Raw genomic sequence first — 21,607 nt, 5'->3', positions numbered from 1 at the left:
TTGTCGACACATCGATTTTAAATGATTTTAGGGTAGCTATCGGGTTAGTGGTTGTTAATCTGTTTAAAGTTATAAATAACAAGTGGTTAAGTTGCTTCTGGTGTCTTTTTAGGTGAGTTTTTATCGTCTATGAAAAATACTACCTTAGTCTAAATTGTCGACAATTGGCTTGATTGTCGACAATTTGATCGTGTATTTTATATTCATGTTATGGAATTGTTGACAATTAAGGTTCAGCAATCAGAAGTGAGCAGCGTGAATATGAATACTGCGATAAAAGATCTCAGCTTAAGTGCAAACACTAAGACGCGTGTGAGCGACAAAGAGAACACTAAATCAGAAAACCTCACTGAGTATCTTGTTGAGGCGATTGTTAACGGTGAATTACCACCAGGCAGTAAGATCTCGGAGCCTGAACTGGCTAAACGCTTTGAGGTAAGCAGAGGTCCACTACGTGAAGCGATAATGCGTGTTGAAGGGCTTGGCTTGATCGAACGCATTCCTCATGTAGGAGCTCGAGTTATTACGTTTTCGGCAGACAAACTACTCGAGTTGTACGCAGTGCGAGAGGCATTGGAAGGCATGGCGGCTCGCTTAGCAGCGCGACATATCACACAAGAAGAGCTTGTCGGGCTTGAAGGATTATTGTCGACACACTCAAAGCACATCGATGAAGTCGAAGGGTCTTCTTACTTTCATCAACATGGGGATTTTGATTTCCATTACCGCATTATCAAAGCGAGTCGTAACAGCAAACTCATTTCGTTGTTGTGTGACGAGCTTTATCACCTATTACGCATGTATCGCTACCAATCGCCAAGAGCACAATCTCGTCCCAAAGAGGCGCTCGATGAACACAAATACATCCTACAAGCGATTCGTAATCGTGATGAAGAGCTAGCAGAAATGCTAATGCGACGACACATCTCGGGAAGCCGATTACTTATAGAACAACAAATTCAATCCAAAGATCTTGATTAACAGGCGACTGGTATTTGCTAGCGGTTCTTCGCTGGCGAGAGCTAAACATCAGTAGTCACGAAGATTAGAAATTAACAATTAACAGGGAGCGTCATTATGAAGTTATCAGCAGGAGCTAAATTCCGACAAGCTGTGCAAGACAACGACCCATTACAGATCGTCGGCACGGTGAATCCGTATTGCGCGATGATGGCAAAGAACTTGGGGCATCAGGCGATCTATTTGTCGGGTGGAGGCATCGCCAATGCGTCTTATGGTTTGCCTGATTTAGGTATTACGACATTGAACGATGTGTTGGTGGATGTTGAACGTATTACCAACGCGTGTGACCTGCCATTGCTGGTGGATATCGATACGGGGTTTGGCGGAGCGTTTAATATTTCACGTACCATTCGAGCGATGGAAAAAGCGGGTGCAGCTGCGATTCACATGGAAGACCAAGTCGCGCAAAAACGCTGTGGTCATCGACCAAATAAAGCGATTGTGAGCCAACAAGAGATGGTCGATAGAGTCAAAGCGGCAACCGATGCTAGAACCGATGAGAGCTTTGTGATTATGGCGCGTACCGATGCATTGGCGGTTGAAGGCATTGATAGCGCGATTGAAAGGGCGATTGCTTGTGTTGAAGCGGGCGCTGACATGATTTTCCCTGAGGCGATGAATCAACTCGATCAATACGTGAAGTTCTCGGCAGCGCTGAAATCAGCAACGGGTAAACACGTGCCTATTCTTGCGAACATCACTGAGTTTGGCCAAACACCACTCTACAACTGTAATGAGTTAGCCCAATCAAGTGTCGACATGGTGCTTTACCCATTGAGTGCATTCCGCGCGATGAATAAAGCGGCGGAGAATGTTTACAAGCACTTGTTAGTTGAAGGCAATCAAGAAGCTCTATTGGATTCAATGCAAACCCGTAAAGAGCTTTACGAACACCTGAATTACCACGACTACGAGAACAAGCTTGATCAGTTGTTTTCAAGCGAAGGGTAAACCGGTTTCAATTAATCAAAAATCAACTTAATCCAATAACGTGAAATGGTTAGTCGCCATATCCAGTACCGATGATAAAGATCATCGGACACATAAACAGGCAGCACCAAAGAGTGCAGGCGACTAACACAGAAAAGGAGTTCACCATGTCTGTATCTTTGAGTGATAAAGCAGCTGTCGATAAGGCTTCAACAGAAAACCAACAACAAAGCGAAAAACCCGAAAGCAAACCAGCCAGCGCACCTGCAATCAGTGGTGCTGGTCTTCGTGGCCAGAGTGCGGGAACCACGGCGCTATGTACGGTCGGAAAATCAGGAACCGGGTTAACCTACCGTGGTTATGATATTACCGATCTTGCTAATCATGCTCAGTTCGAAGAAGTGGCGCATCTGTTACTAAGAGGTCATTTACCCAGTGAAAAAGAGTTAGACGATTACAAAACATTGTTGGTTGGTCTGCGCGGCTTACCTCAACCATTGAAAGCGGCCTTAGAACTGATCCCCGCAGACGCTCATCCAATGGATGTAATGAGAACGGGTTGTTCAATGCTAGGTAATCTAGAGCAAGAGTCTGATTTTTCTGAGCAACTGCCTGCGACCGAACGAATGCTCGCACTTTTCCCTGCCATTATTTGTTATTGGTACCGCTTTAGTCATGATGGCGTGCGCATTGACACTGAAGATCAAAGTGAAGCGTGTCTGGGTGGCTACTTCTTGAAAATGCTAACGGATAAAGCACCGAGTGAACTTCACAAGAAGGTGATGCACTGCTCGCTAACTCTGTATGCGGAACATGAGTTTAATGCTTCGACTTTTGCCGCTCGTGTGTGTGCATCAACGCTGTCGGATATCCACTCTTGTGTCACAGCAGCGATTGGCACACTGCGAGGCCCTTTACATGGCGGTGCGAATGAAGCGGCGATGGAAATGATCCAAGATTGGCAAACCGCTGATGAAGCAGAAACTAACATCATGCAGATGCTTGCTAACAAAGACAAAATCATGGGCTTCGGTCATGCCATTTATCGTGAAAGCGACCCGCGAAATGCTCTAATAAAGCGTTGGTCAAAAGAGTTAGCTCAAGAGGTGGGAGATAAGCAGCTTTACGCCGTTTCTGAGCGTGTTGAAGCGGTAATGAAGCGCGAGAAAGGGTTGTTTTGTAATGCGGACTTTTTCCATGCATCGGCTTACCACTTCATGGACATCCCAACCAAATTGTTTACTCCTATCTTCGTGATGAGCCGCCTTACGGGTTGGACGGCACACGTATTCGAGCAAAGAGAAAACAATCGAATTATTCGTCCAAGTGCAGACTACACCGGGCCAGAGCATCAAGACTGGCTGCCAATCCATTTACGTTAGTCCTCTATATCGAACCGACTTATATCTCGAGGTGACTTTTCTCTTCATGTGATAAGGCCTCGAGAACCAAAGAATAGAATTTAACAGATAATGGTGGATGTATGTCTGATGTAAAACTTGAACAAGCTCAGTACTTTGATAAAAATCAGTACCGGAAACTTTTACCCGGAACCCATTTAGAGTATTTCGATGCTTGCGAAGCGGTAGAAGCGATATCTCCGGGCAGTTATAAAACCTTGCCTTATACGTCGCGAGTGTTGGCGGAACAATTGGTAAGACGCTGTGATTCTGAAACCCTTGAAGACAGCTTAAAACAGATCATTGAACGCAAGAGCGACTTAGATTTTCCTTGGTATCCTGCGCGCGTAGTGTGTCATGACATTCTTGGTCAAACAGCCTTGGTTGATTTGGCTGGATTAAGAGACGCGATTGCCGACCAAGGCGGAGACCCTGCCAAGGTGAATCCAGTAGTCGAAACTCAATTGATTGTTGATCACTCGTTAGCCGTGGAACACGCAGGCTTTGATAGTGAAGCGTTTGATAAAAACCGAGCGATTGAAGAGCGCAGAAACGAAGACCGTTTTCACTTTATAGAATGGTGTAAAACCGCGTTTAAAAATGTGAGTGTAATTCCTGCGGGTAACGGGATCATGCACCAGATCAACTTGGAGAAGATGTCTCCGGTGATTCAATCCAAAGAAGGCATCGCCTTTCCTGATACATGTGTTGGTACCGATAGCCATACACCGCACGTTGATGCCCTAGGCGTTATTGCGATTGGTGTGGGCGGCTTGGAAGCCGAGACAGTGATGCTCGGTCGTCCGTCAATGATGCGTTTGCCTGATATTGTAGGCGTTAAACTGACGGGTCAACGACAAGAAGGGATAACCGCAACGGATATTGTGCTTGCGATTACTGAGTTCCTTCGCAATGAGAGAGTGGTCTCAAGCTATTTGGAATTCTTCGGTGAAGGGGCTCGTGCGCTGACCATTGGTGACCGCGCAACCATCTCCAACATGACTCCAGAGTACGGAGCGACAGCGGGTATGTTCTACATTGATGAACAGACCATTCAATATTTGAAACTCACTGGCCGAGAGCCTGAACAGGTTGAATTAGTCGAACGCTACGCTAAGCAAACAGGGTTGTGGGCTGACGATCTCGATTCTGCTCAATATGAGCGTGTACTCGAGTTTGATTTGTCGAAGGTCGAGCGAAACCTCGCTGGCCCTTCGAACCCCCATCGCCGTTTGCCAACCAGAGAGCTGGCTCAGCAAGGTATCAGTCAAACATCTTGGAAAGAGCAGCATGCTAAGCAGTACAGCGACGAGCAGATGCCTGATGGTGCGGTGATCATCGCAGCTATTACCTCTTGTACCAACACCAGTAATCCAAGAAATGTGGTCGCCGCGGCATTGGTGGCTAAGAAAGCCAATCAACTTGGATTAGTTCGTAAGCCGTGGGTGAAAACATCATTTGCTCCAGGTTCTAAAGTTGCCAAGCTCTATCTCGAGTCGGCAGGTTTGCTTCCTGAGCTGGAACAATTAGGCTTTGGTATCGTCGGTTATGCGTGTACGACATGTAACGGAATGAGTGGGGCGTTGGATTCTAAAATCCAACAAGAGATCATCGACCGCGACCTGTATTCAACCGCTGTGTTGTCAGGGAATCGAAACTTCGATGGTCGAATCCATCCTTATGCAAAACAAGCGTTCTTAGCCTCACCGCCATTGGTGGTTGCTTACGCCTTAGCGGGCACGATTCGCTTTGATATTGAGAAAGACAGCTTAGGCACTGACAGCAACGGCAAGCCAATCTACTTAAGTGATTTATGGCCGAGTGATGCAGAGATCGATGCTGTTGTCGGTGAGCATGTTAAGCCTCAGCAATTCCAACAAATCTACGTAAAAATGTTCCAGCCAGGTGAGGATCAGGCAACGACTGAACCACTTTATGACTGGCGACCTCAAAGTACCTATATTCGCAGGCCACCTTATTGGGAGGGGGCTTTGGCGGGAGAACGAAGCTTATCTGGTATGAGGCCTTTGGCTATTCTGGGGGACAACATCACTACGGATCACTTGTCCCCATCAAATGCGATTCTCGCTTCGAGCGCGGCGGGGGAATACCTCACCAAAATGGAAGTGCCGGAAGAGGATTTTAACTCTTACGCGACCCATCGAGGAGATCACTTAACCGCGCAACGAGCAACATTCGCCAACCCGAAGCTGTTTAATGAAATGGTGAAGGACGCTGGAGAAGTCGTGCAAGGTTCATTGGCACGAGTTGAGCCAGAAGGACAGGTTACGCGAATGTGGGAAGCGATAGAAACCTACATGAATCGCAAGCAACCCTTGATTGTCGTTGCTGGCGCGGATTACGGACAAGGTTCATCACGTGACTGGGCAGCCAAAGGGGTGCGCTTAGCGGGTGTTGAAGTGATTGTGGCAGAAGGGTTTGAACGAATCCACAGAACTAACTTGGTTGGCATGGGTGTATTACCTCTGCAGTTCAAAGTAGGAACGAATCGCAATACCTTAGAGTTGGATGGCACCGAGCTTTACGACGTGTACGGCGACATTGAAGCAGGTTCTGATTTGGCTCTAGTCATCACTCGTAAAAACGGTGAAAAGCTGGATGTTCCTGTGACCTGCCGACTAGACACCGCGGACGAAGTGAATGTGTATAGCGCTGGTGGTGTGTTGCAGCGTTTTGCTAAAGACTTTCTCGCACAGTAGGAGCTGGTTATGAACCCTAAACAGATCAAAGTACCTGCAACCTATATGCGTGGAGGTACCAGTAAAGGGGTATTCTTCAATCTGGAGGACTTACCTGAAGCTGCGCAAGTCGCCGGAGAAGCTCGAGACGCATTACTTCTGCGTGTGATTGGCAGCCCGGATCCTTATGGCAAGCAAACCGATGGTATGGGTGGTGCAACATCCAGCACCAGTAAAACCGTTATTGTTTCGAAAAGCAGTAAAGCCGATCACGATGTTGATTACCTATTCGGCCAAGTGGCAATAGATAAGCCGTTCGTTGACTGGAGCGGTAACTGCGGCAATCTGTCTGCTGCTGTAGGTCCATTCGCTATTCATAGTGGATTGGTCGATTCGAATCGTAATCCAGAAAACGGTGTGGTCGAGGTGCGAGTATGGCAAGTGAACATAGAGAAAACCATTATTGTTCACGTGCCTATCGTTAATGGTGAAGTCCAAGAGTTGGGTGACTTTGAACTCGACGGTGTGACTTTCCCCGCCGCGGAGATCCAAGTCGATTTTCTAGACCCAGCCGATGCGAGTGGTTCAATGTTTCCGACAGGGAATGTTGTCGATTTTTTAGATGTTCCAGATCTGGGTTGCATCAAAGCAACTTACATTAATGCAGGGATACCAACCATTTTTGTTGATGCTGAAGCTGTGGGCTATCAAGGCACAGAGCTTCAATCGGATATTAACAGTGATACCAAAGCCTTGGCTCTGTTTGAATCCATTCGAGCACATGGTGCAGTAGCGATGGGGCTGATTGATTCTTTAGAACAAGCAGAATCACGCCAACATACACCTAAAGTTGCGTTTGTTGCTAAGCCTCAAGCGTACCAAGCTTCCAGTGGAAAATCGGTAGCTGCCGAAGATACCGACCTTCTAGTACGTGCTTTGTCTATGGGGCAATTGCACCATGCCATGATGGGTACGGCTGCGGTTGCTATTGCTTCAGCGGCAAGTGTAACAGGCACCTTAGTTAACTTGGCAGCCGGTGAGGGTTCCCGAGATTTTGTGACCTTTGGACACCCGTCAGGAACCTTAAAAGTGGGTGCTAAAGCTATTCAAACGGAAAGCGGTTGGAAAATTGAAAGGGCGATAATGAGTCGTAGTGCCCGAGTGATCATGGAAGGTGCCATTCGTGTGCCTTTTCCCAAGTAAAGCGACTGTCGTGAACGGTTAAATGTTCACGAACACTACGCTGAGAAAAGAGTGCACCCAACTGACGCTGCTAAAAGTTAGTTGCTTGGACAAATGGATAAATCATGGAGGAGGCACTATGTCTGCTACGAATCGAATGAACAGAAAAACCGATTATATCACCGAGTACCAATGGGCGAGGGAAGACCCAAATTCGTTTTGGGAAACACAATCACAAGCCATTGATTGGTTTGAACCACCAAAAACAATTTTACAAACTGATGAGAATGGCATTGAACGCTGGTTTCCTGATGGGGTAATGAACACCTGCTGGCTGGCGCTTGATTATCATTGTGAAAATGGGCGAGGTGATAATACCGCGCTGATTTACGACTCCCCAGTTACAGGAAATCAATCCTCATACACATACAAACAATTGCGTGACCAAGTGGCAAAAGTCGCAGGTATGTTAGCCACGCAAGGCGTTACCAAAGGCGATCGTGTGGTGATCTACATGCCAATGATTCCTGAAGCGGCGATGGCAATGTTGGCCTGTGCACGACTAGGCGCGGTGCATTCGGTGGTGTTTGGTGGTTTTGCTCCTCATGAGCTTGCCGTTCGAATTGAAGATGCCGAGCCGAAGGTGTTGATTACTGCTTCCTGCGGTGTCGAGATAAACAAAGTTTTGCCATATAAGCCGATGGTCGATCGCGCGATCATGGACAGCCGTTGGAAGCCTGAGAAAGTGGTCGTATTTCAAAGAGAGCAAGCTTTAGCTGAATTGAACAATGAACGCGATGTACTTTGGCAGCAAGCGGTTAACGATGCATTGCCACACAGTTGCGTTCCTGTTTTGGCAACCGATCCTTTGTATATTCTTTACACGTCAGGCACAACGGGTAAGCCAAAAGGTGTGGTGCGTGACAATGGTGGTCATGCGGTCGCGATGAAATACTCGATGAGCACTATCTACGATATGCCGCAAGATGGCGTGTTTTGGGCGGCTTCTGATGTCGGCTGGGTAGTGGGGCATTCCTATATTGTGTATGCGCCATTGATTCATGGCTGCACGACCATTTTGTTTGAAGGCAAGCCTGTACGAACGCCAGATCCGGGCGCATTCTGGCGTGTGTGTGAAGAGTACAACGTCGATGTATTGTTTTCTGCTCCAACGGCATTTAGAGCCATTAAGAAAGGAGATCCCGAAGGCGAGTTGCTCACCAAGTATGACTTATCATCGCTCAAGTCTATTTTTATGGCGGGAGAGCGTTTGGACCCGCCAACATTGGATTGGGTTGAATCTCATACCAATAAGCCGGTTATCGATCATTGGTGGCAAACAGAAACGGGTTGGGCTATTTCTGCCAATCCAACAGGGCTGGAATCTTTGCCAGTGAAAGCGGGTTCTTCCACTAAACCTGTTCCGGGTTATCAAGTGGAGATTCTCAATGAACTCGGTGAAGTCGCTCAACCTAATCAACAAGGTTTTGTGGCTCTTAAACGCCCGTTGCCACCCGGTTGTCTGCCAACGGTATGGCGTAATCATGATCGGTTTGAATCCGGCTATCTGAGCCAATTCCCGGGCTATTACGTTTCTGGGGACGGTGGCTATCTCGATGAAGATGGGTATCTATTTATCATGGGTCGTATTGATGACGTGATAAACGTGGCGGGGCATCGTCTGTCTACGGGAGAAATGGAAGAGATCGTGGGTGGTCACCCTGCTATTGCAGAATGTGCGGTAGTCGGGATTCACGATGACTTAAAAGGGCAGCTACCACTTGGTTTAGTTGTGCTGAAAGATGGCGTAAAAGTCGATGGCATTGAGTTGCAAAGGGAGTTGGTTGGCAAGGTTCGTAATGAGATCGGCGCGGTAGCTTGTTTTAAGCAAGCCTTGGTTGTTGAGAGACTGCCTAAGACACGCTCCGGTAAGATTTTACGTAGAACGATCCGACAGATCGCAGAAGGTGAACAATATGTGGTGCCTTCGACGATTGACGACCCAACCAGCTTAACGGAAATTGCTGAAAAGCTCGGTAAATAAGTTTTGTTGTTTAGGTAATCTGATCTTCGGCTTGTTGCTTTATACATAAGCCAGCGTGATGGTTTACCTAAACGCCAGTTTATTCATCTGCTTATCCATTGCGTTAACTATGACCTCATTATGAATCCCACATATTGAGGTCTTTTTATGCGAGCTTACTTTTTGTTGATTGCTTTATTGGTCAGTGGTGCTGCTAGTGCCAGTATTTCAAAGGATGAAGCGAGTAGAGCGTTGTTAGAACCTTTGAGTCATCCCAAGGTATTTAAATGTGTATCAAAGACTGGAGTCGATCTCTATCAAGCGGTTTTTGATATTGGTGTGGGGTATGAAGCCGACCCGATTAACTCGAAGATGATCGTTAATTCAAGGAAAGGCCGCTACGAATATCAAATCCTAGGCGCAGTAAGGTCTGAAAGAGCCGGTGAAATTGTCGTGTTGACCCGCCATGTTGGTGATGGTGTGAAAGTCGCAGCGATGATTAATGATGAAAATGGTAAAATACTGGGGATAGGTGATAAAAATCATTATCGAGATTGTGGCGTAAGACCACCTCCAAGTGCTGCGGATATGCAGAACTTTTGGTCCAAAGGCTAAACCTGAACGGCAATCATTCTTAAGGCGACCTTTTTGGTCGCCTTTTTTGTTGGTGAGGATAAAGCGAGCTCAAAGCTATATATCACGAAGCAGTTATGCGATGGATGAAAATACATAACTGAACATGATGTATCGTCTAAACGTGGCTTTATTTATCTCATTAACGGTTCTGCTTAAGATGACTCTACTCCAAACGAAGAACTAAGCGAGACTCCTATGAAATTCACTAAACCTTTTCTTTTAGCGACACTGATTGTGACTCTTTCTGGTTGCGCATCACCAGCAATGGATAACGAAAATGAGAATGCCGCACGTAATCGTGGTGCTGTAGGTGGTGCTTTATTAGGAGCAACAGCCGGCGCTCTAACTGGAGATGCGAGTTTAGCCGTGAAGGGCGCTGCATTAGGTGGTGTGACCGGTGGTGTTGCGGGTTCAATGAAAGATACGGACGATGCAAGAAACGCACAACGAACCCAAGTTACTGCTGATGGTCTAGCGCAAGACAATCGCACCGATGCAGAAAAGCGAGTTGCTGAAGTAGAGGCGGAAATTAAGCTTATTGAATTAGAACAACAGCTTGCTGATCTCAAAGAAGAGAAAGAAGATAACGGTGCATAAAGCTGAAGCTACAGCAAAAGCCAGAGCCACAGCAAAAACCATAGCTTCGATATTCGTTTAATTCAAAATCATTCAAACAGAATGGCCACGTAATGTGGCCGTTTTTGTATCTAAAATACACACTTCAAACAATGAATTAATTCAATAACTTGTATAGATACTCACGCCAAGTAAACTAGACTCAGTTTAGATATTAATTTGGTTTGAGAAGCGCAATAGTCATGAATGTCACCTTAAGGGCCGCAAAGCACGCGGATTTGGAACAACTTAACGAGTTAATGTTCGATCTCCACCATCACCACCACCTTGCTAGCCCAGAGCACTTTAAAACGGCAGAAGAGATTGAGCAGGAAAAAAGCATTGCACGATACTTGGATGATCCTGAATGTTTGGTTTATGTGGCATTAAAAGGTGAGCTCATTGTTGGCTTTATCTCTGGGCATTTTTGTGAGCTTATCTCAACGGTAAGTAAACCAGTGCCGATGGGGAGTGTCGATGAGCTGTTTGTCTTGCCTGATTATCGAAAAGAATCAATTGCAGAAAAGTTGTTTAGTAAAGTTGAAAGTACTTTTGATGATTATGGGGTTGAACAAGTCTTTGTAGAAGTTTGGGACTTTAATTCACCTGCCAAGGACTTCTATCAAAAAATGGGGTTCACACCTCACATTCAATGGATGAGGAAGGCTTTGCACAAAACGTAGACAGCGATTTTGTGTGGGTTTGATTACAATAGTTCAACTGCAACAGCAGTCTTCAATGTTCTTCTATTATTTTTAGGTAAACTCGTTGGTTATTCGATATTTATTAGTTTTCATACTGTCTCTTTTGAGTACTACTTCCGCTTGGGCAAGCAACACCTTACCCGATCATATCGCGGGCGCCTTGTGTGTAGTACGTGCTGATAACCAAATCGTGTTGGTTGATGAGTTGATCACAGGTCAATTGTCTCTACCGGGAGGCACTGTTGTTTCAGGTGAGCCGCCAGCAGTCGCGGCGCAACGTGAAACGTGGGAAGAGGCAGGCTTGTCGGTAACGGTCGGTGATGTACTGGGTTATACCGACAGTGCCGTTGTGTTTGATTGTATTTCTGACTCGGAAGTGATCAGTTACAAGGCTCGAAATGAGTTAGGTGGCTTTGAGCTGCCGATTTGGTTTGCGCCTCATTACGGCGTGGAAGTCAGCCGAGCGATGTTACTTCCTCCTACTGAATTACAAGATCACCAATACCGCTATCCAGAACAGTGGTCTGAGATTAACGAATTCTTTCTATCCGCGACAGACCAACCGGTGACGTATGTGACTGAGCTGGTGGGCGCAGCACCCAAAGTCCATCAAGTTGAATTAAATTGGATTGTGTCGCTTCAAAACGCGTTCGATAAGATGCCAAGCGTGTTTGCGAATACTGTGCTTTTGACTGACTTGTTGGCGAAGCCATGGGTTTTCATTGTGATATTGCCGCTAATTGCTTGGTACTTTGGCCGTAACTTCGCGTTGAAGTTTGGCTTTACTTTGATCTCGGTGACACTACTTACTTTAATCGCGCACCAAGGTTTTGGTTTTCCACGTCCACACGCTTACTTGCCAACATTGAAACTGGTGATGAGCAGTGGGTATAGTTTTCCAAGTCTGTTAGCTGCCTTGTGGGTTAGTTTAACCTTGTTAGTCTTTTGGAAACTAAAGCGCCTCTTGGAGCAAAAAGCTATTCTGGTAGTGCTCGCTGGCCTGCTGTGGATCATGCTATTTAAGTCTTATTCAGGCAGTGCGTTTTTTAGCGATGTATTAATGGGCGGTGTATTAGGCGCGTTAACGACGTGGCATATCGTGAGACTAGACGCGAAACCGGATGTTGATATTAGTGCTTTATTGAGTTCTAAAGGTGTTTGGTGGGCATTGTGCTTACTTTCGATAGTTCTCACGGTGATATGGCCACTGCCAACATTCTCATTCTGGGTGGCGATTTTGATGACGATTGCATGCCTAGTGACGTTAACAGACTCGAAACCTTTGGTTGGTCAGTTCTCATTCAAGATCGTTCTTGGAGTGATGGCTATGTTGTTAGCGGGAAATCTGCTGATTAGCTGGGCTGGAAGCTTTGTCTCTTTCAGTGGTATTGCTTCATTTATTATTGAAACGTTACGTTTCCCAATATTGATTCTGTTTGGTGTGGTGGCATTTCGTCTGCCATGGAAAAGAGAGTAATCGACTCGACTAACACAAAATCAAAAAGGCTGTGCAGTGCACAGCCTTTGTCATTTCTGCAACAAGCAAAAAGTAATTCTCATTAGAACCTGTTGAGCGTTTATGAGTTGAAAATAAACTTCTCAATCGCGACTGCGACACCATGGTCGTCGTTGCTCGCTGTGATGTGATCCGCCAGTTTCTTGGTTTCTTCCATTGCGTTTTCCATTGCAATGCCAAGGCCTGCGTATTCAAGCATATGGTGATCGTTTTCAGCGTCACCCATGCAGATGACTTCTTCCGCTTTAATGCCTAAGTGTTTCGCTATCGCTTCAATACCGACACCCTTGTTTGATTTCGGGTTTAGGAACTCTAAGAAGAATGGTGCACTTTGTACGATAGTAAACTGAGTCTTAAGCTCTTGTGGCAACTTACTGATGATTTCAGTCAGCTTGCTTGGTTCAGCGACAATCATAGTTTTGATGATTTCGTGGTCATCTTCTAGTCTAGAAAAGTCGAACTCGGTAATATCTAAGCCATTAATACGCGCTTCAATACCAGTGTACTCATTGTTCTCAGGTGTGATTAAGCCGTGGATCTTGCTGAAAGCATGGACATAACCACCAAGCTCTTCAGCGAGGGCAGCAATCTCATTTGCGGCTTTACCGTTGCTGATCTCACTGTGAATGATCTCTTTTGTCGATACGTTCTGAACCATAGAGCCGTTGTAGAAGAGTACAAAGTCATCCTCGCCGTCAATCGAAAGCTCATCTAATTTGCTTTGCATGCCTTCTAAAGGGCGACCAGAAGCGAGAACCACTTTCACACCTGCAGCTCGTGCTTTGGCGATTGCGTCTTTGTTCTCTTGAGAAATCACTTTTTCACTGTTGAGTAGTGTGCCATCCATATCAAGAGCAATCAGTTTGTACATGTTGTTCCTTACTAAAAAATTAAAAGCTAACGAAATCTATGGGCGAAAGGATAAGGGAACTTGAAAGTTCAGGCTAGGGCTTTGATCAACTCATTTATCAGTACTCATTTGTTTGACCAAAAGGGGGAAGTGCTTTAAGGTCTGCGGTTGATTAATTTCATCAAATGATTGAGCTGAGGGAAAGTTGTACAAGATTAATGAGATGTTTGAAACCATTCAGGGTGAGGGCGTGTTTACTGGCGTTCCCGCTGTTTTTGTTCGTCTGCAAATTTGCCCAGTGGGCTGTTCTTGGTGTGATACCAAACAGACCTGGGAAGCGTTGCCAGAACATGAAACCAGCCTTGGCGATATTATGGTTAAGACAGAAGATTCACCTACTTGGTCAGCAATCGATGCTCAAGGAATCGTGAATGAATATATCAAGCAAGGTTACACTGCTAAGCACATTGTGATTACTGGTGGTGAGCCATGCATTTATGATCTTGTTCCTCTTACTGAAGCATTTGAGCAGCACGGTTGTCGCTGTCAGGTTGAGACTAGCGGAACATCAGAAGTTAAAGCCACATCGGACACTTGGGTTACGGTGTCACCGAAGGTGGCGATGAAAGCGAAACTGGAAATTTTAGATAGCGCTTTACAACGTGCTAACGAAATTAAGCATCCAGTAGGTACAAGCAAAGACATCGAACAACTTGACGGTTTATTGGAGCGAGCTGCGGTTGCTAGCGACACTGTTATCGCTCTGCAACCAATCAGCCAAAAAGACCGCGCTACTCAGCTTTGTATTGATACCTGCATTGAGCGCAATTGGCGCTTATCAATACAAACTCACAAATATTTGAGCATCGCATAGGTTGTATTTTTACTGGGCAAGATAAGTCGCTAGTAGAAGGTTCTCGTAAGGATTTAAGATGAAAAAAGCAGTGGTAGTATTCAGTGGTGGTCAAGACTCAACAACGTGTCTTGTTCAGGCATTAAAAGAGTATGATGAAGTTCATGCGATTACGTTTGATTATGGTCAGCGTCATAGACTCGAGATTGAAGTTGCGGAGTCATTGTCGAAAGAGCTTGGTGTGAAAGCGCACAAAGTGATGGATGTGACTCTATTGAATGAACTGGCTATTAGCTCTCTGACTCGTGACGATATTCCTGTGTCTCATGAACTGCAAGAAAATGGGCTGCCGAATTCATTCGTTCCTGGTCGTAATATTCTATTTCTAACTCTAGCGGGTATTTACGCTTACCAAATAGGTGCTGAAACCGTGATTACAGGTGTGTGTGAAACAGACTTTTCTGGTTACCCTGATTGCCGTAATGACTTTGTGAAGGCGATGAACTCTGCACTTGTACAAGGTATGGATAAGCAGCTTGATATCAAAACACCGCTAATGTGGTTAAACAAGGCTGAGACATGGGCGCTAGCAGACCAGTACTCAGCACTTGAACTTGTTAGAAACAAAACACTGACTTGTTACAACGGCATTGTTGGTGATGGCTGTGGCGATTGTCCGGCATGTGAACTACGTAAAGTTGGCCTTAACGATTACCTCGGTGATCGCGAAAGCATTATGGCTGAGTTGGTTCGCAAACAGGCTGAGAACAAATAGTTTCAGGTAGATCAATCGGTTCGTTATATGCATCAATAATACAGTTTCGACCGTTGCTTTTGGCTTGATAGAGCGCTTGGTCAAGCACTGAATACAAGTCATCAAAGTCACTTAATGCGTTTGAGGTTGCTAGATAAGCAAAACTCGCGGTCACATTAAGTGACTTTTTGCTTTCTGATAAGAAGACAGTGCTTGAAATGGCGTAGTGCAACTCTTCAACGCGTTCTCGTACCTCTGCTGGTTGGGTATCGGTTAACATGATGACAAATTCTTCTCCCCCTAAGCGACCAAACAACTCACCATTCACTAAGTGTTTTCTAACTTGATCACTAATATGGACCAAGGCTCGGTCACCAGTAGGGTGCCCATGCTCATCGTTAATCTTCTTAAACTTATCGAGATCGAACAGCACGAGCACATGCTGTTTGTCCGTCCCTTTACAGCGTTTCACTCTTTTGATTCTTCGAATTATCTCAGTTCGGCTATATGCTTTCGTTAAGTCATCAATTGCTGCTTTTGCGCGAACCGTTTTGTTTACCAATACCGTAAAGCTTGCAGCACAAAGCAACAAAATAACAATGATGTTGTACATCCATCTTTGATGTTCCATTTTTTCAATTTGAACGCGGTCGATTTTCGCCTGATGTGTCAGGAAAGAGCTTTCCAGTTCCTGCTCATATTTGGCGTGCGTTAAGCCGAGTGCTTCGAGTGCGAGTCTATTATCTATGTCTCTAGCTTCCATTTGTATTGATGAGTATCGCTGGTAGAAATAGAAAGCTTGTTGGTAATCGCCGAGTGATTGATGAATATCTGAAAGCTGCAGAAGTGACTGCGCGATGTATTTATGCCTTTTGACTCGTTCTGCTATTTCTAGCGCTTGTTGAGCATAGTTGAGCGCTTCAGTTGGCAGTTTCTGTTCTTCGAACATATCGCTGATCGCCAAGTAAGCATTGATGCGAATGACATCATTGCTCAGTTCGCTCGAAGCTGAAAGAGACTCGATTAGGTAGGCTCTCGCCACATCATAGTCTTTCGTTTGAGTGTATGCTTTTCCTAAGCCAAGATTTGTTAGTGCGATACCGTAGCTATGCGACGTTGCGCTCAACAGTGTTCTTGCTGTCTGAAAGTGGTGAATTGCTAGGTCACTTTGCTCTTGGTTAAGGTAGAGATCCGCAAGGCTGTGATGCACTTGTGCTTTCATTAAATCTGAAGCGTTTGCTCTGAGAATGAGAGCTTCATCTAGATACTCCGCCGATTTTTCATATTGCTTTAATTCTTTGAGCAAGTTACCCACATCGTTGTAAACCCCTGAAATATCATGTCCTTGTGGAAATACGTTTATCAGTGATAGGTAGGTGTCTAGTGAAGCTTGATAGTCACTGCGGAAATGGTGATTGTTGGCGATGACTCGATAAGTCCCAAATTTTGGCAATACAGGGTCAGCGATGTCATGTAAATCTGATTGAAGCGCAGAGCAGTAATAGTTTGCTTGATGATATTTAGCTTGTTCGTTAAGCGATCGGCATAGCTGGTACTTTAGTAAGGCTTTACCAGTTAAATCACTGCGAGATTGCATTTTCGCCAAAAGTGTTAGAAAGCCTTGTTGTGCTTGTTCATATTGGCCTTTGCCGTCTTTCATCAGAGCAGAAATAAACGCTGTTTCTATCGCTTGGTAGTCGCTGTCGTTTGAAGCGATTCCGTAAAACGGCTGATCTCGGTGGCTCATGTATTGATACAGAAGAGACGCAAGGTAAAGCTTATCTCCATAAACCGTTGAGCCGATGTAGCGTGTTTGCAGCATGTTTAATGCGCGCTCAGGAGAGTGGTTTAAAGTAGAGAGATAAAGCGCGTTCCAATCAGCATTTGGAGTAGAACTTAGATTGGAGGTATAGACTGGTGAATTGTGGTCACGATCTGATGTTGATACTTGGCTATAAGAACAAAAGCTAATGAATAGTAGAAAGGTAACAAAAACGAAGTGATTCACAAGAGACGATCAATCAGATAAAGAACGATATTCTATTATTAGTTTGATGTTGCTTCAAATTTTGAATGGTGCGGCTACGAGGTTATGCGAGGTAGGTCTCTAATTTATTGATACTAATCAGAGGTATATCGGTCGCACGATTCGCGCGACCGATATCGGAAATTAGATGTATAATTTCGCTAGGTCAGAAGGCTCAAGTTCTTTGCCTTCTAATGTTGCATTCCAGTTAGTACCAACAAGAACTCCGTCTTCAGCAAGAGTCAGTAACCAATCTTCTACAAAGATATCTAGTGGAATTTCTAATACTTCGAAGTCAGCCCACTCTTCAACGTTGTGAGTTTGAGCATCTTCTTTTGAAGACCAGAATGGCATCACTTCGCTGTTTTCGAATTCACTTGAGTCACATGCTAGCCAACCTTCTTCGTTGCGAAGGCCCCATACCAGTTTAGTTTCTTGTGTTTCAGAAACGAAAAGTTCTAGATTTGCTTGAGTATCAGCTGTTAGTTTGCTCATGGATTAATTCTCTATGTTGATAACGTGGCAAGATTAACATTATAGACGGCTTAGGTATATGCTATTCAAGGAATTATCACCATACTGAAACGTTAACTTAAGATAACGTTTCAGTACGGTATAAGCAGGGTACGCCTACTTTTTAATTTTGGTGAAGATGTGCCATTCTTCTTTGATATTACCCTTAAATCCAACAACGGAAGCAACAACTTTTCGATGCAGTGCGTGATTGATTTGAGTGTCATCGCTGCTGAATTCAGAATCACCATGACCGACGATGTTGACTCTAGATGGCTGAATACCGTTGCTGATTAGCGCACGTCTTACATGCGATGCACGTTCCTTCGAAAGCTTTAGGTTGTGTGCCGCGTTGCCTACTTTGCTGGCATAACCTTGCAATTCAATACTGGTACTTTCGTAGCGCTTCAAAAACGCAGCCATTTGGCGTATCTGCCCTAGAAAGACAGGGTTTATTTCCGTTGAATTATTAGCGAAGAGTATATGCAACTCTTTCTTTTCCGATGACTCGAAATATGATCCACAACCGTCGTTATCGATCTCAGCACCAATTTGTGTATCGGGACATAAATCTCGCGCGTTGATTACACCGTCATTGTCATCATCTTGAAGATCGTAAATTTGAGTAACAGGCGGAAGAGCACGATATTCGAATTCATCTTCGCTGTTTTCAGCTAAAGCATTGGCAGATACAACCATGAAGCAAAGCGATAATACTGTGTTGGTAAGCTTCATTAATATTCCACCTTTTCATTCCATTCTTCTGGGATCTCAACTCGTAAACCGATGAGTAGGTTACCAGTTGCGTTCATTACGCGATATTTTGCGTATTGCTCGTCATACTTAGCGTCTAAATAGCCTTTACGAGCTTCGAATAATTCATTCTCAGTGTTAAGTAAGTCGAGAAGGGTACGTTTGCCGATGCGGTATTGTTTCTCATACGAGATAACCGTGTCTGATGCCGAGTCTACGTGGTCAGATAGGAACTCTTTTTGCTGAACCGTTAAATCAAGTGCGCTCCATGAAAGACGCAGACTCTCTTCTACATTGCGGTAAGTGCTTTCGCGAAGGTCTTTGGCTTTGTTGAGTTGGTAAGCAGCACTCTCTGCACGGTCTTGATCCGAACCACCGTTGTAAAGGTTGTATCTTAAACGAACCATGGCAGAAAACTCGTCACTGCTTCCAGGAGTACCACCGGCATCATCGCGCCAAGTTTGGGCAGCTTCAAAAGAAACAGTCGGGTAGTTGGTGCTTTTGGATTGTTTGTATTGGAATTTGGCTGAGTCAACATCGGCTTGTGCAATCTTGATGACTGGATGCTGGTTAAACGCTTTTGCTAACGCACCATCAACGGTATAAGGAATCGCGCCCACATCTGCGCGGGGGAAGGTTAACCCTAACGGAGATTGACCAACAAGTCTTTTAAACTGTGTATGTGTATCAAAAAGGTTGTTTTGAGCAGCTAGCAAATTCCCGTGCGCTTTCGCAATACGAGCTTCAACTTGTGACATATCTGCGGTTGAACCAATACCTGATTCCACGCGCTTACGAATGTCGTTATATATCTCTTTGTGCGTCGCTAAGTTACTTTCCGAAAGAGAAAGCACTTCATAGGCTTTCACTGCATCAAGATAAACCTTTGTGACTTCTAAAGCGATGTCTTGCGCGTTAGATAGTAGCTGATAGCGCACAGACTCTGCATCAGCGGCAGTACGGTCGATATCATTGGATGTATTAGCACCATCCCATATCAACTGGGTCAAGGTGATCGTTGCTTCTTTTCTCGTCAGATCTGTTGTGTCTTGGTTGGTTACAAGATCAGTATGTTCATAACCAATCCCACCATCTAAGTCTATACTTGGTCGATAAGCACCACCAGAAGCGTCGTTAAGATAACGCTTACTGATATATTCGTTATAAGCACTTTTGATTTCAGGGTTACTTTCTAAAGTAAACGCAACGGCTTGCTCTAAGGTTTGTGCTGTTGTCGGTAAGCTAATACTTATAGCTAACCCCAATGTTGTTATTTGAAGCCTATTCAATTTGCGTCTCCCTAAAATAAGCTCACATCTAAGTATTGAATTTGTGCCGTTATATGCAAAATTTAGATGAACCGCCAAAAAAACCACGATCGCTAAATTGGCGCTCGTAAATGGTTGTGAAAATGTTAACCGATTGGTGTGCGTTTTATGATGATTTTAAGCGCTTCAATCTTGTATTTTTAACTCAATTATTTTTCGCAAACACAATAACTTATATTGTGAATGTGAGCACTTAGATTATTGTGTGATGTGATCACCGTCATTACCTTGTCACTCAGTATGTTAAATGCTCGATACATAACTAGGAATTATATGAGTTTAGATGTTATATTCTAACTAATATTATAAATATAATGTCACTATTTTGACGTTAAAGACAAGAAATGCTTTTTTAGGGGTTTATATGGACATGACAACATTGAATTTGGGTGGTGCATTAGCACTTGGCCAGCGCATTGTTATCTCGGTAGATGGTACGATTAAAGTCTTAGAAGAAGGCCAACCACTACAAGCAGGGGATGTCGTTCTTGAATCTCAGAACGGGTCCAATGAACCTCAGGTATCGGCAAAACGCTTCTCATCAGAAGAAGGCGAAATTGAGCTCGACCAAGATATTGCGAATATCTTTGCCGCATTAGAAGAAGGTCAAGACCCGACCGAGCTAGGTGAAGAGTTCGCAACGGCAGCTGGTCAAAACGGTTCAAGTTTGGCTGCTAGCGGGACTATTGAACGTGATGGCGAAGAAACTATTCCTGGTACAGAGTTCGTTACTACGGGTTTTGAAGCGCTAGGCATGTCTCGAACTCAAAGCTTGAGTCTGCTAGATGCTTTCCGCTCGATTGAGCAAACTAATAGCGCCCCTGCCTTTGTTGATACCAATAACTCGCCTGTCGGTGACACTCTCTCATTTACAACCGATGAAGATACTCTAGTAAGCGGAACCTTGTCAGCGTCAGACGAAGATGGCGACTCCCTGTCTTTCGTTAAGTCCACCGATCCATCAAATGGTACTGTCGTTGTCGATGAAAATGGTGATTGGACTTATACCCCCAATGAAAACTACAACGGTAACGATAGCTTTACGGTTATCGTCGATGATGGTAACGGTGGTACTGACACAATTACGGTTAACGTTGGCGTAACTCCCGTAAATGACGCGCCGATAGGTAATGACCTTTCAGTAACCACCGACGAAGATACCCCAGTAAGCGGAACGCTAAACGCAACAGATGCGGATGGCGACTCGTTAACATTCTCAAAAGGTACAGATCCGTCAAACGGTTCTGTAGTCGTTGATGAAAATGGTAATTGGACCTATACGCCTGACCAAAACTACAACGGAAGCGATAGCTTCACGGTTATCGTCTCTGACGGTCAAGGTGGTACCGATACACTGACGGTCAATGTTGGTGTTACACCAGTACCAAGCGTGACCGGCGTGGAAGTGGGCACCGATGCTGACGATGACAGCGTAGTGGAAGGCAACGGCCTGAACTTCAACGTGACGTTATCGGAAGCAACGCAATCGGAAGTGACGTACACCCTAGACTTGCCAGTGTCGGCGGACGTGGATCTGAGCACAGTGACGTTCAGCGCAGGCGTGACCTACGATGCCGACTCAGGGTTAGTGACGGTAGAGGCGGGCGTAACGGACTTCACCATCACGGTACCGACGGTAGACGACAGCATCGTTGAAGCGGCGGAAGACTACATCGTGACGGTCGATGGCGTGGCGGCGACAGGCACCATCTTAGACAACGACAAACCAAGCGTGACCGGCGTGGAAGTGGGCACCGATGCTGACGATGACAGCGTAGTGGAAGGCAACGGCCTGAACTTCA

At 45.2% G+C, this 21,607-nt stretch carries 18 protein-coding genes; 13 read left to right on the top strand and 5 right to left on the bottom strand.

Annotated features, from left to right (window positions below; translation table 11 throughout):
* The first annotated feature begins 261 nt into the window (after positions 1–261).
* The 10 genes from MSG36_RS15300 (at position 262) to MSG36_RS15255 (ending at position 12,689) form a co-directional block, all read left to right on the top strand.
* Complete coding sequence (locus tag MSG36_RS15300) at positions 262–981, top strand: GntR family transcriptional regulator (protein WP_050621277.1); 720 nt, start codon at positions 262–264, stop codon at positions 979–981.
* 96 nt (positions 982–1,077) lie between these two features.
* The gene (gene prpB, locus MSG36_RS15295; protein WP_102502603.1) at positions 1,078–1,974 is read left to right on the top strand and encodes a methylisocitrate lyase; all 897 of its coding nucleotides are present in this window, start codon (positions 1,078–1,080) and stop codon (positions 1,972–1,974) included.
* Positions 1,975–2,120: 146 nt separating this feature from the next.
* On the top strand, positions 2,121–3,335 hold the full coding sequence (gene prpC / locus MSG36_RS15290) for a 2-methylcitrate synthase (protein WP_248368618.1): 1,215 nt from the start codon (positions 2,121–2,123) through the stop codon (positions 3,333–3,335).
* Positions 3,336–3,436: 101 nt separating this feature from the next.
* Positions 3,437–6,073 carry a Fe/S-dependent 2-methylisocitrate dehydratase AcnD gene (gene acnD, locus MSG36_RS15285; RefSeq protein ID WP_248368615.1) on the top strand — a complete coding sequence of 879 codons (2,637 nt, stop codon included), beginning with the start codon at positions 3,437–3,439 and terminating at the stop codon, positions 6,071–6,073.
* Positions 6,074–6,082: 9 nt separating this feature from the next.
* On the top strand, positions 6,083–7,255 hold the full coding sequence (gene prpF, locus MSG36_RS15280; RefSeq protein WP_248368613.1) for a 2-methylaconitate cis-trans isomerase PrpF: 1,173 nt from the start codon (positions 6,083–6,085) through the stop codon (positions 7,253–7,255).
* Positions 7,256–7,373: 118 nt separating this feature from the next.
* Positions 7,374–9,278, top strand: a complete 1,905-nt coding sequence (locus tag MSG36_RS15275) for a propionyl-CoA synthetase (protein WP_248368611.1) — start codon at positions 7,374–7,376, stop codon at positions 9,276–9,278.
* A 147-nt stretch (positions 9,279–9,425) separates the two neighbouring features.
* Positions 9,426–9,872 carry a hypothetical protein gene (locus tag MSG36_RS15270; protein WP_248368609.1) on the top strand — a complete coding sequence of 149 codons (447 nt, stop codon included), beginning with the start codon at positions 9,426–9,428 and terminating at the stop codon, positions 9,870–9,872.
* 216 nt (positions 9,873–10,088) lie between these two features.
* Complete coding sequence (locus MSG36_RS15265) at positions 10,089–10,490, top strand: glycine zipper domain-containing protein (protein WP_017062298.1); 402 nt, start codon at positions 10,089–10,091, stop codon at positions 10,488–10,490.
* A gap of 221 nt (positions 10,491–10,711) precedes the next feature.
* Entirely contained in the window at positions 10,712–11,191 is a 480-nt protein-coding gene (locus MSG36_RS15260; RefSeq protein ID WP_061039739.1) for a GNAT family N-acetyltransferase, read from the top strand.
* A gap of 85 nt (positions 11,192–11,276) precedes the next feature.
* Complete coding sequence (locus MSG36_RS15255) at positions 11,277–12,689, top strand: phosphatase PAP2 family protein (protein ID WP_248368608.1); 1,413 nt, start codon at positions 11,277–11,279, stop codon at positions 12,687–12,689.
* Between the two features lie 100 nt (positions 12,690–12,789).
* Here the strand turns inward: MSG36_RS15255 and MSG36_RS15250 are convergent, their stop codons facing one another.
* Entirely contained in the window at positions 12,790–13,599 is an 810-nt protein-coding gene (locus MSG36_RS15250) for a Cof-type HAD-IIB family hydrolase (RefSeq protein ID WP_248368607.1), read from the bottom strand.
* 184 nt (positions 13,600–13,783) lie between these two features.
* On the opposite strand from MSG36_RS15250, the gene queE reads away from it, so the two are divergent.
* On the top strand, positions 13,784–14,452 hold the full coding sequence (gene queE, locus MSG36_RS15245; RefSeq protein WP_348983452.1) for a 7-carboxy-7-deazaguanine synthase QueE: 669 nt from the start codon (positions 13,784–13,786) through the stop codon (positions 14,450–14,452).
* 58 nt (positions 14,453–14,510) lie between these two features.
* Positions 14,511–15,206: a 7-cyano-7-deazaguanine synthase QueC gene (gene queC, locus MSG36_RS15240; RefSeq protein ID WP_017063822.1), complete on the top strand. Its 696-nt coding sequence runs from the start codon at positions 14,511–14,513 to the stop codon at positions 15,204–15,206.
* On the opposite strand, the gene MSG36_RS15235 is transcribed toward queC, so the two are convergent.
* The 4 genes from MSG36_RS15235 to MSG36_RS15220 all read right to left on the bottom strand — a co-directional run bounded on the left by MSG36_RS15235 (position 15,166) and on the right by MSG36_RS15220 (position 19,724).
* Positions 15,166–17,193 carry a diguanylate cyclase gene (locus tag MSG36_RS15235; RefSeq protein ID WP_248368605.1) on the bottom strand — a complete coding sequence of 676 codons (2,028 nt, stop codon included), beginning with the start codon at positions 17,191–17,193 and terminating at the stop codon, positions 15,166–15,168. The genes queC and MSG36_RS15235 overlap by 41 nt on opposite strands.
* Positions 17,194–17,355: 162 nt before the next feature.
* Positions 17,356–17,706 carry a DUF2750 domain-containing protein gene (locus MSG36_RS15230; protein ID WP_017062305.1) on the bottom strand — a complete coding sequence of 117 codons (351 nt, stop codon included), beginning with the start codon at positions 17,704–17,706 and terminating at the stop codon, positions 17,356–17,358.
* 135 nt (positions 17,707–17,841) lie between these two features.
* On the bottom strand, positions 17,842–18,459 hold the full coding sequence (locus MSG36_RS15225; protein ID WP_059020346.1) for an OmpA family protein: 618 nt from the start codon (positions 18,457–18,459) through the stop codon (positions 17,842–17,844).
* Positions 18,459–19,724: a TolC family outer membrane protein gene (locus MSG36_RS15220; protein ID WP_248368705.1), complete on the bottom strand. Its 1,266-nt coding sequence runs from the start codon at positions 19,722–19,724 to the stop codon at positions 18,459–18,461. The genes MSG36_RS15225 and MSG36_RS15220 overlap by 1 nt, the downstream gene beginning before the upstream one ends.
* A gap of 445 nt (positions 19,725–20,169) precedes the next feature.
* On the opposite strand from MSG36_RS15220, the gene MSG36_RS15215 reads away from it, so the two are divergent.
* The coding region (locus MSG36_RS15215; RefSeq protein ID WP_248368603.1) for an Ig-like domain-containing protein at positions 20,170–21,607 on the top strand (1,438 nt) is incomplete at its 3' end.

The organism is Vibrio sp. 1CM8B (assembly GCF_023161685.1).
Classification (GTDB): Bacteria; Pseudomonadota; Gammaproteobacteria; order Enterobacterales; family Vibrionaceae; genus Vibrio; species Vibrio coralliirubri.
The sequence above is the reverse complement of the archived record's forward strand: the minus strand, read 5'-3'. Positions and strand labels throughout refer to the sequence as shown.

Coding starts and splice junctions, on each gene's coding strand:
- prpF (WP_248368613.1), top strand. CDS start 6,083: ATGAACCCTAAACAGATCAAAGTACCTGCAACCTATATGCGTGGAGGT.
- MSG36_RS15230 (WP_017062305.1), bottom strand. CDS start 17,706: ATGAGCAAACTAACAGCTGATACTCAAGCAAATCTAGAACTTTTCGTT.
- MSG36_RS15275 (WP_248368611.1), top strand. CDS start 7,374: ATGTCTGCTACGAATCGAATGAACAGAAAAACCGATTATATCACCGAG.
- prpB (WP_102502603.1), top strand. CDS start 1,078: ATGAAGTTATCAGCAGGAGCTAAATTCCGACAAGCTGTGCAAGACAAC.
- acnD (WP_248368615.1), top strand. CDS start 3,437: ATGTCTGATGTAAAACTTGAACAAGCTCAGTACTTTGATAAAAATCAG.
- MSG36_RS15225 (WP_059020346.1), bottom strand. CDS start 18,459: ATGAAGCTTACCAACACAGTATTATCGCTTTGCTTCATGGTTGTATCT.
- MSG36_RS15250 (WP_248368607.1), bottom strand. CDS start 13,599: ATGTACAAACTGATTGCTCTTGATATGGATGGCACACTACTCAACAGT.
- prpC (WP_248368618.1), top strand. CDS start 2,121: ATGTCTGTATCTTTGAGTGATAAAGCAGCTGTCGATAAGGCTTCAACA.
- MSG36_RS15270 (WP_248368609.1), top strand. CDS start 9,426: ATGCGAGCTTACTTTTTGTTGATTGCTTTATTGGTCAGTGGTGCTGCT.
- queC (WP_017063822.1), top strand. CDS start 14,511: ATGAAAAAAGCAGTGGTAGTATTCAGTGGTGGTCAAGACTCAACAACG.
- MSG36_RS15260 (WP_061039739.1), top strand. CDS start 10,712: ATGAATGTCACCTTAAGGGCCGCAAAGCACGCGGATTTGGAACAACTT.
- MSG36_RS15300 (WP_050621277.1), top strand. CDS start 262: ATGAATACTGCGATAAAAGATCTCAGCTTAAGTGCAAACACTAAGACG.
- MSG36_RS15265 (WP_017062298.1), top strand. CDS start 10,089: ATGAAATTCACTAAACCTTTTCTTTTAGCGACACTGATTGTGACTCTT.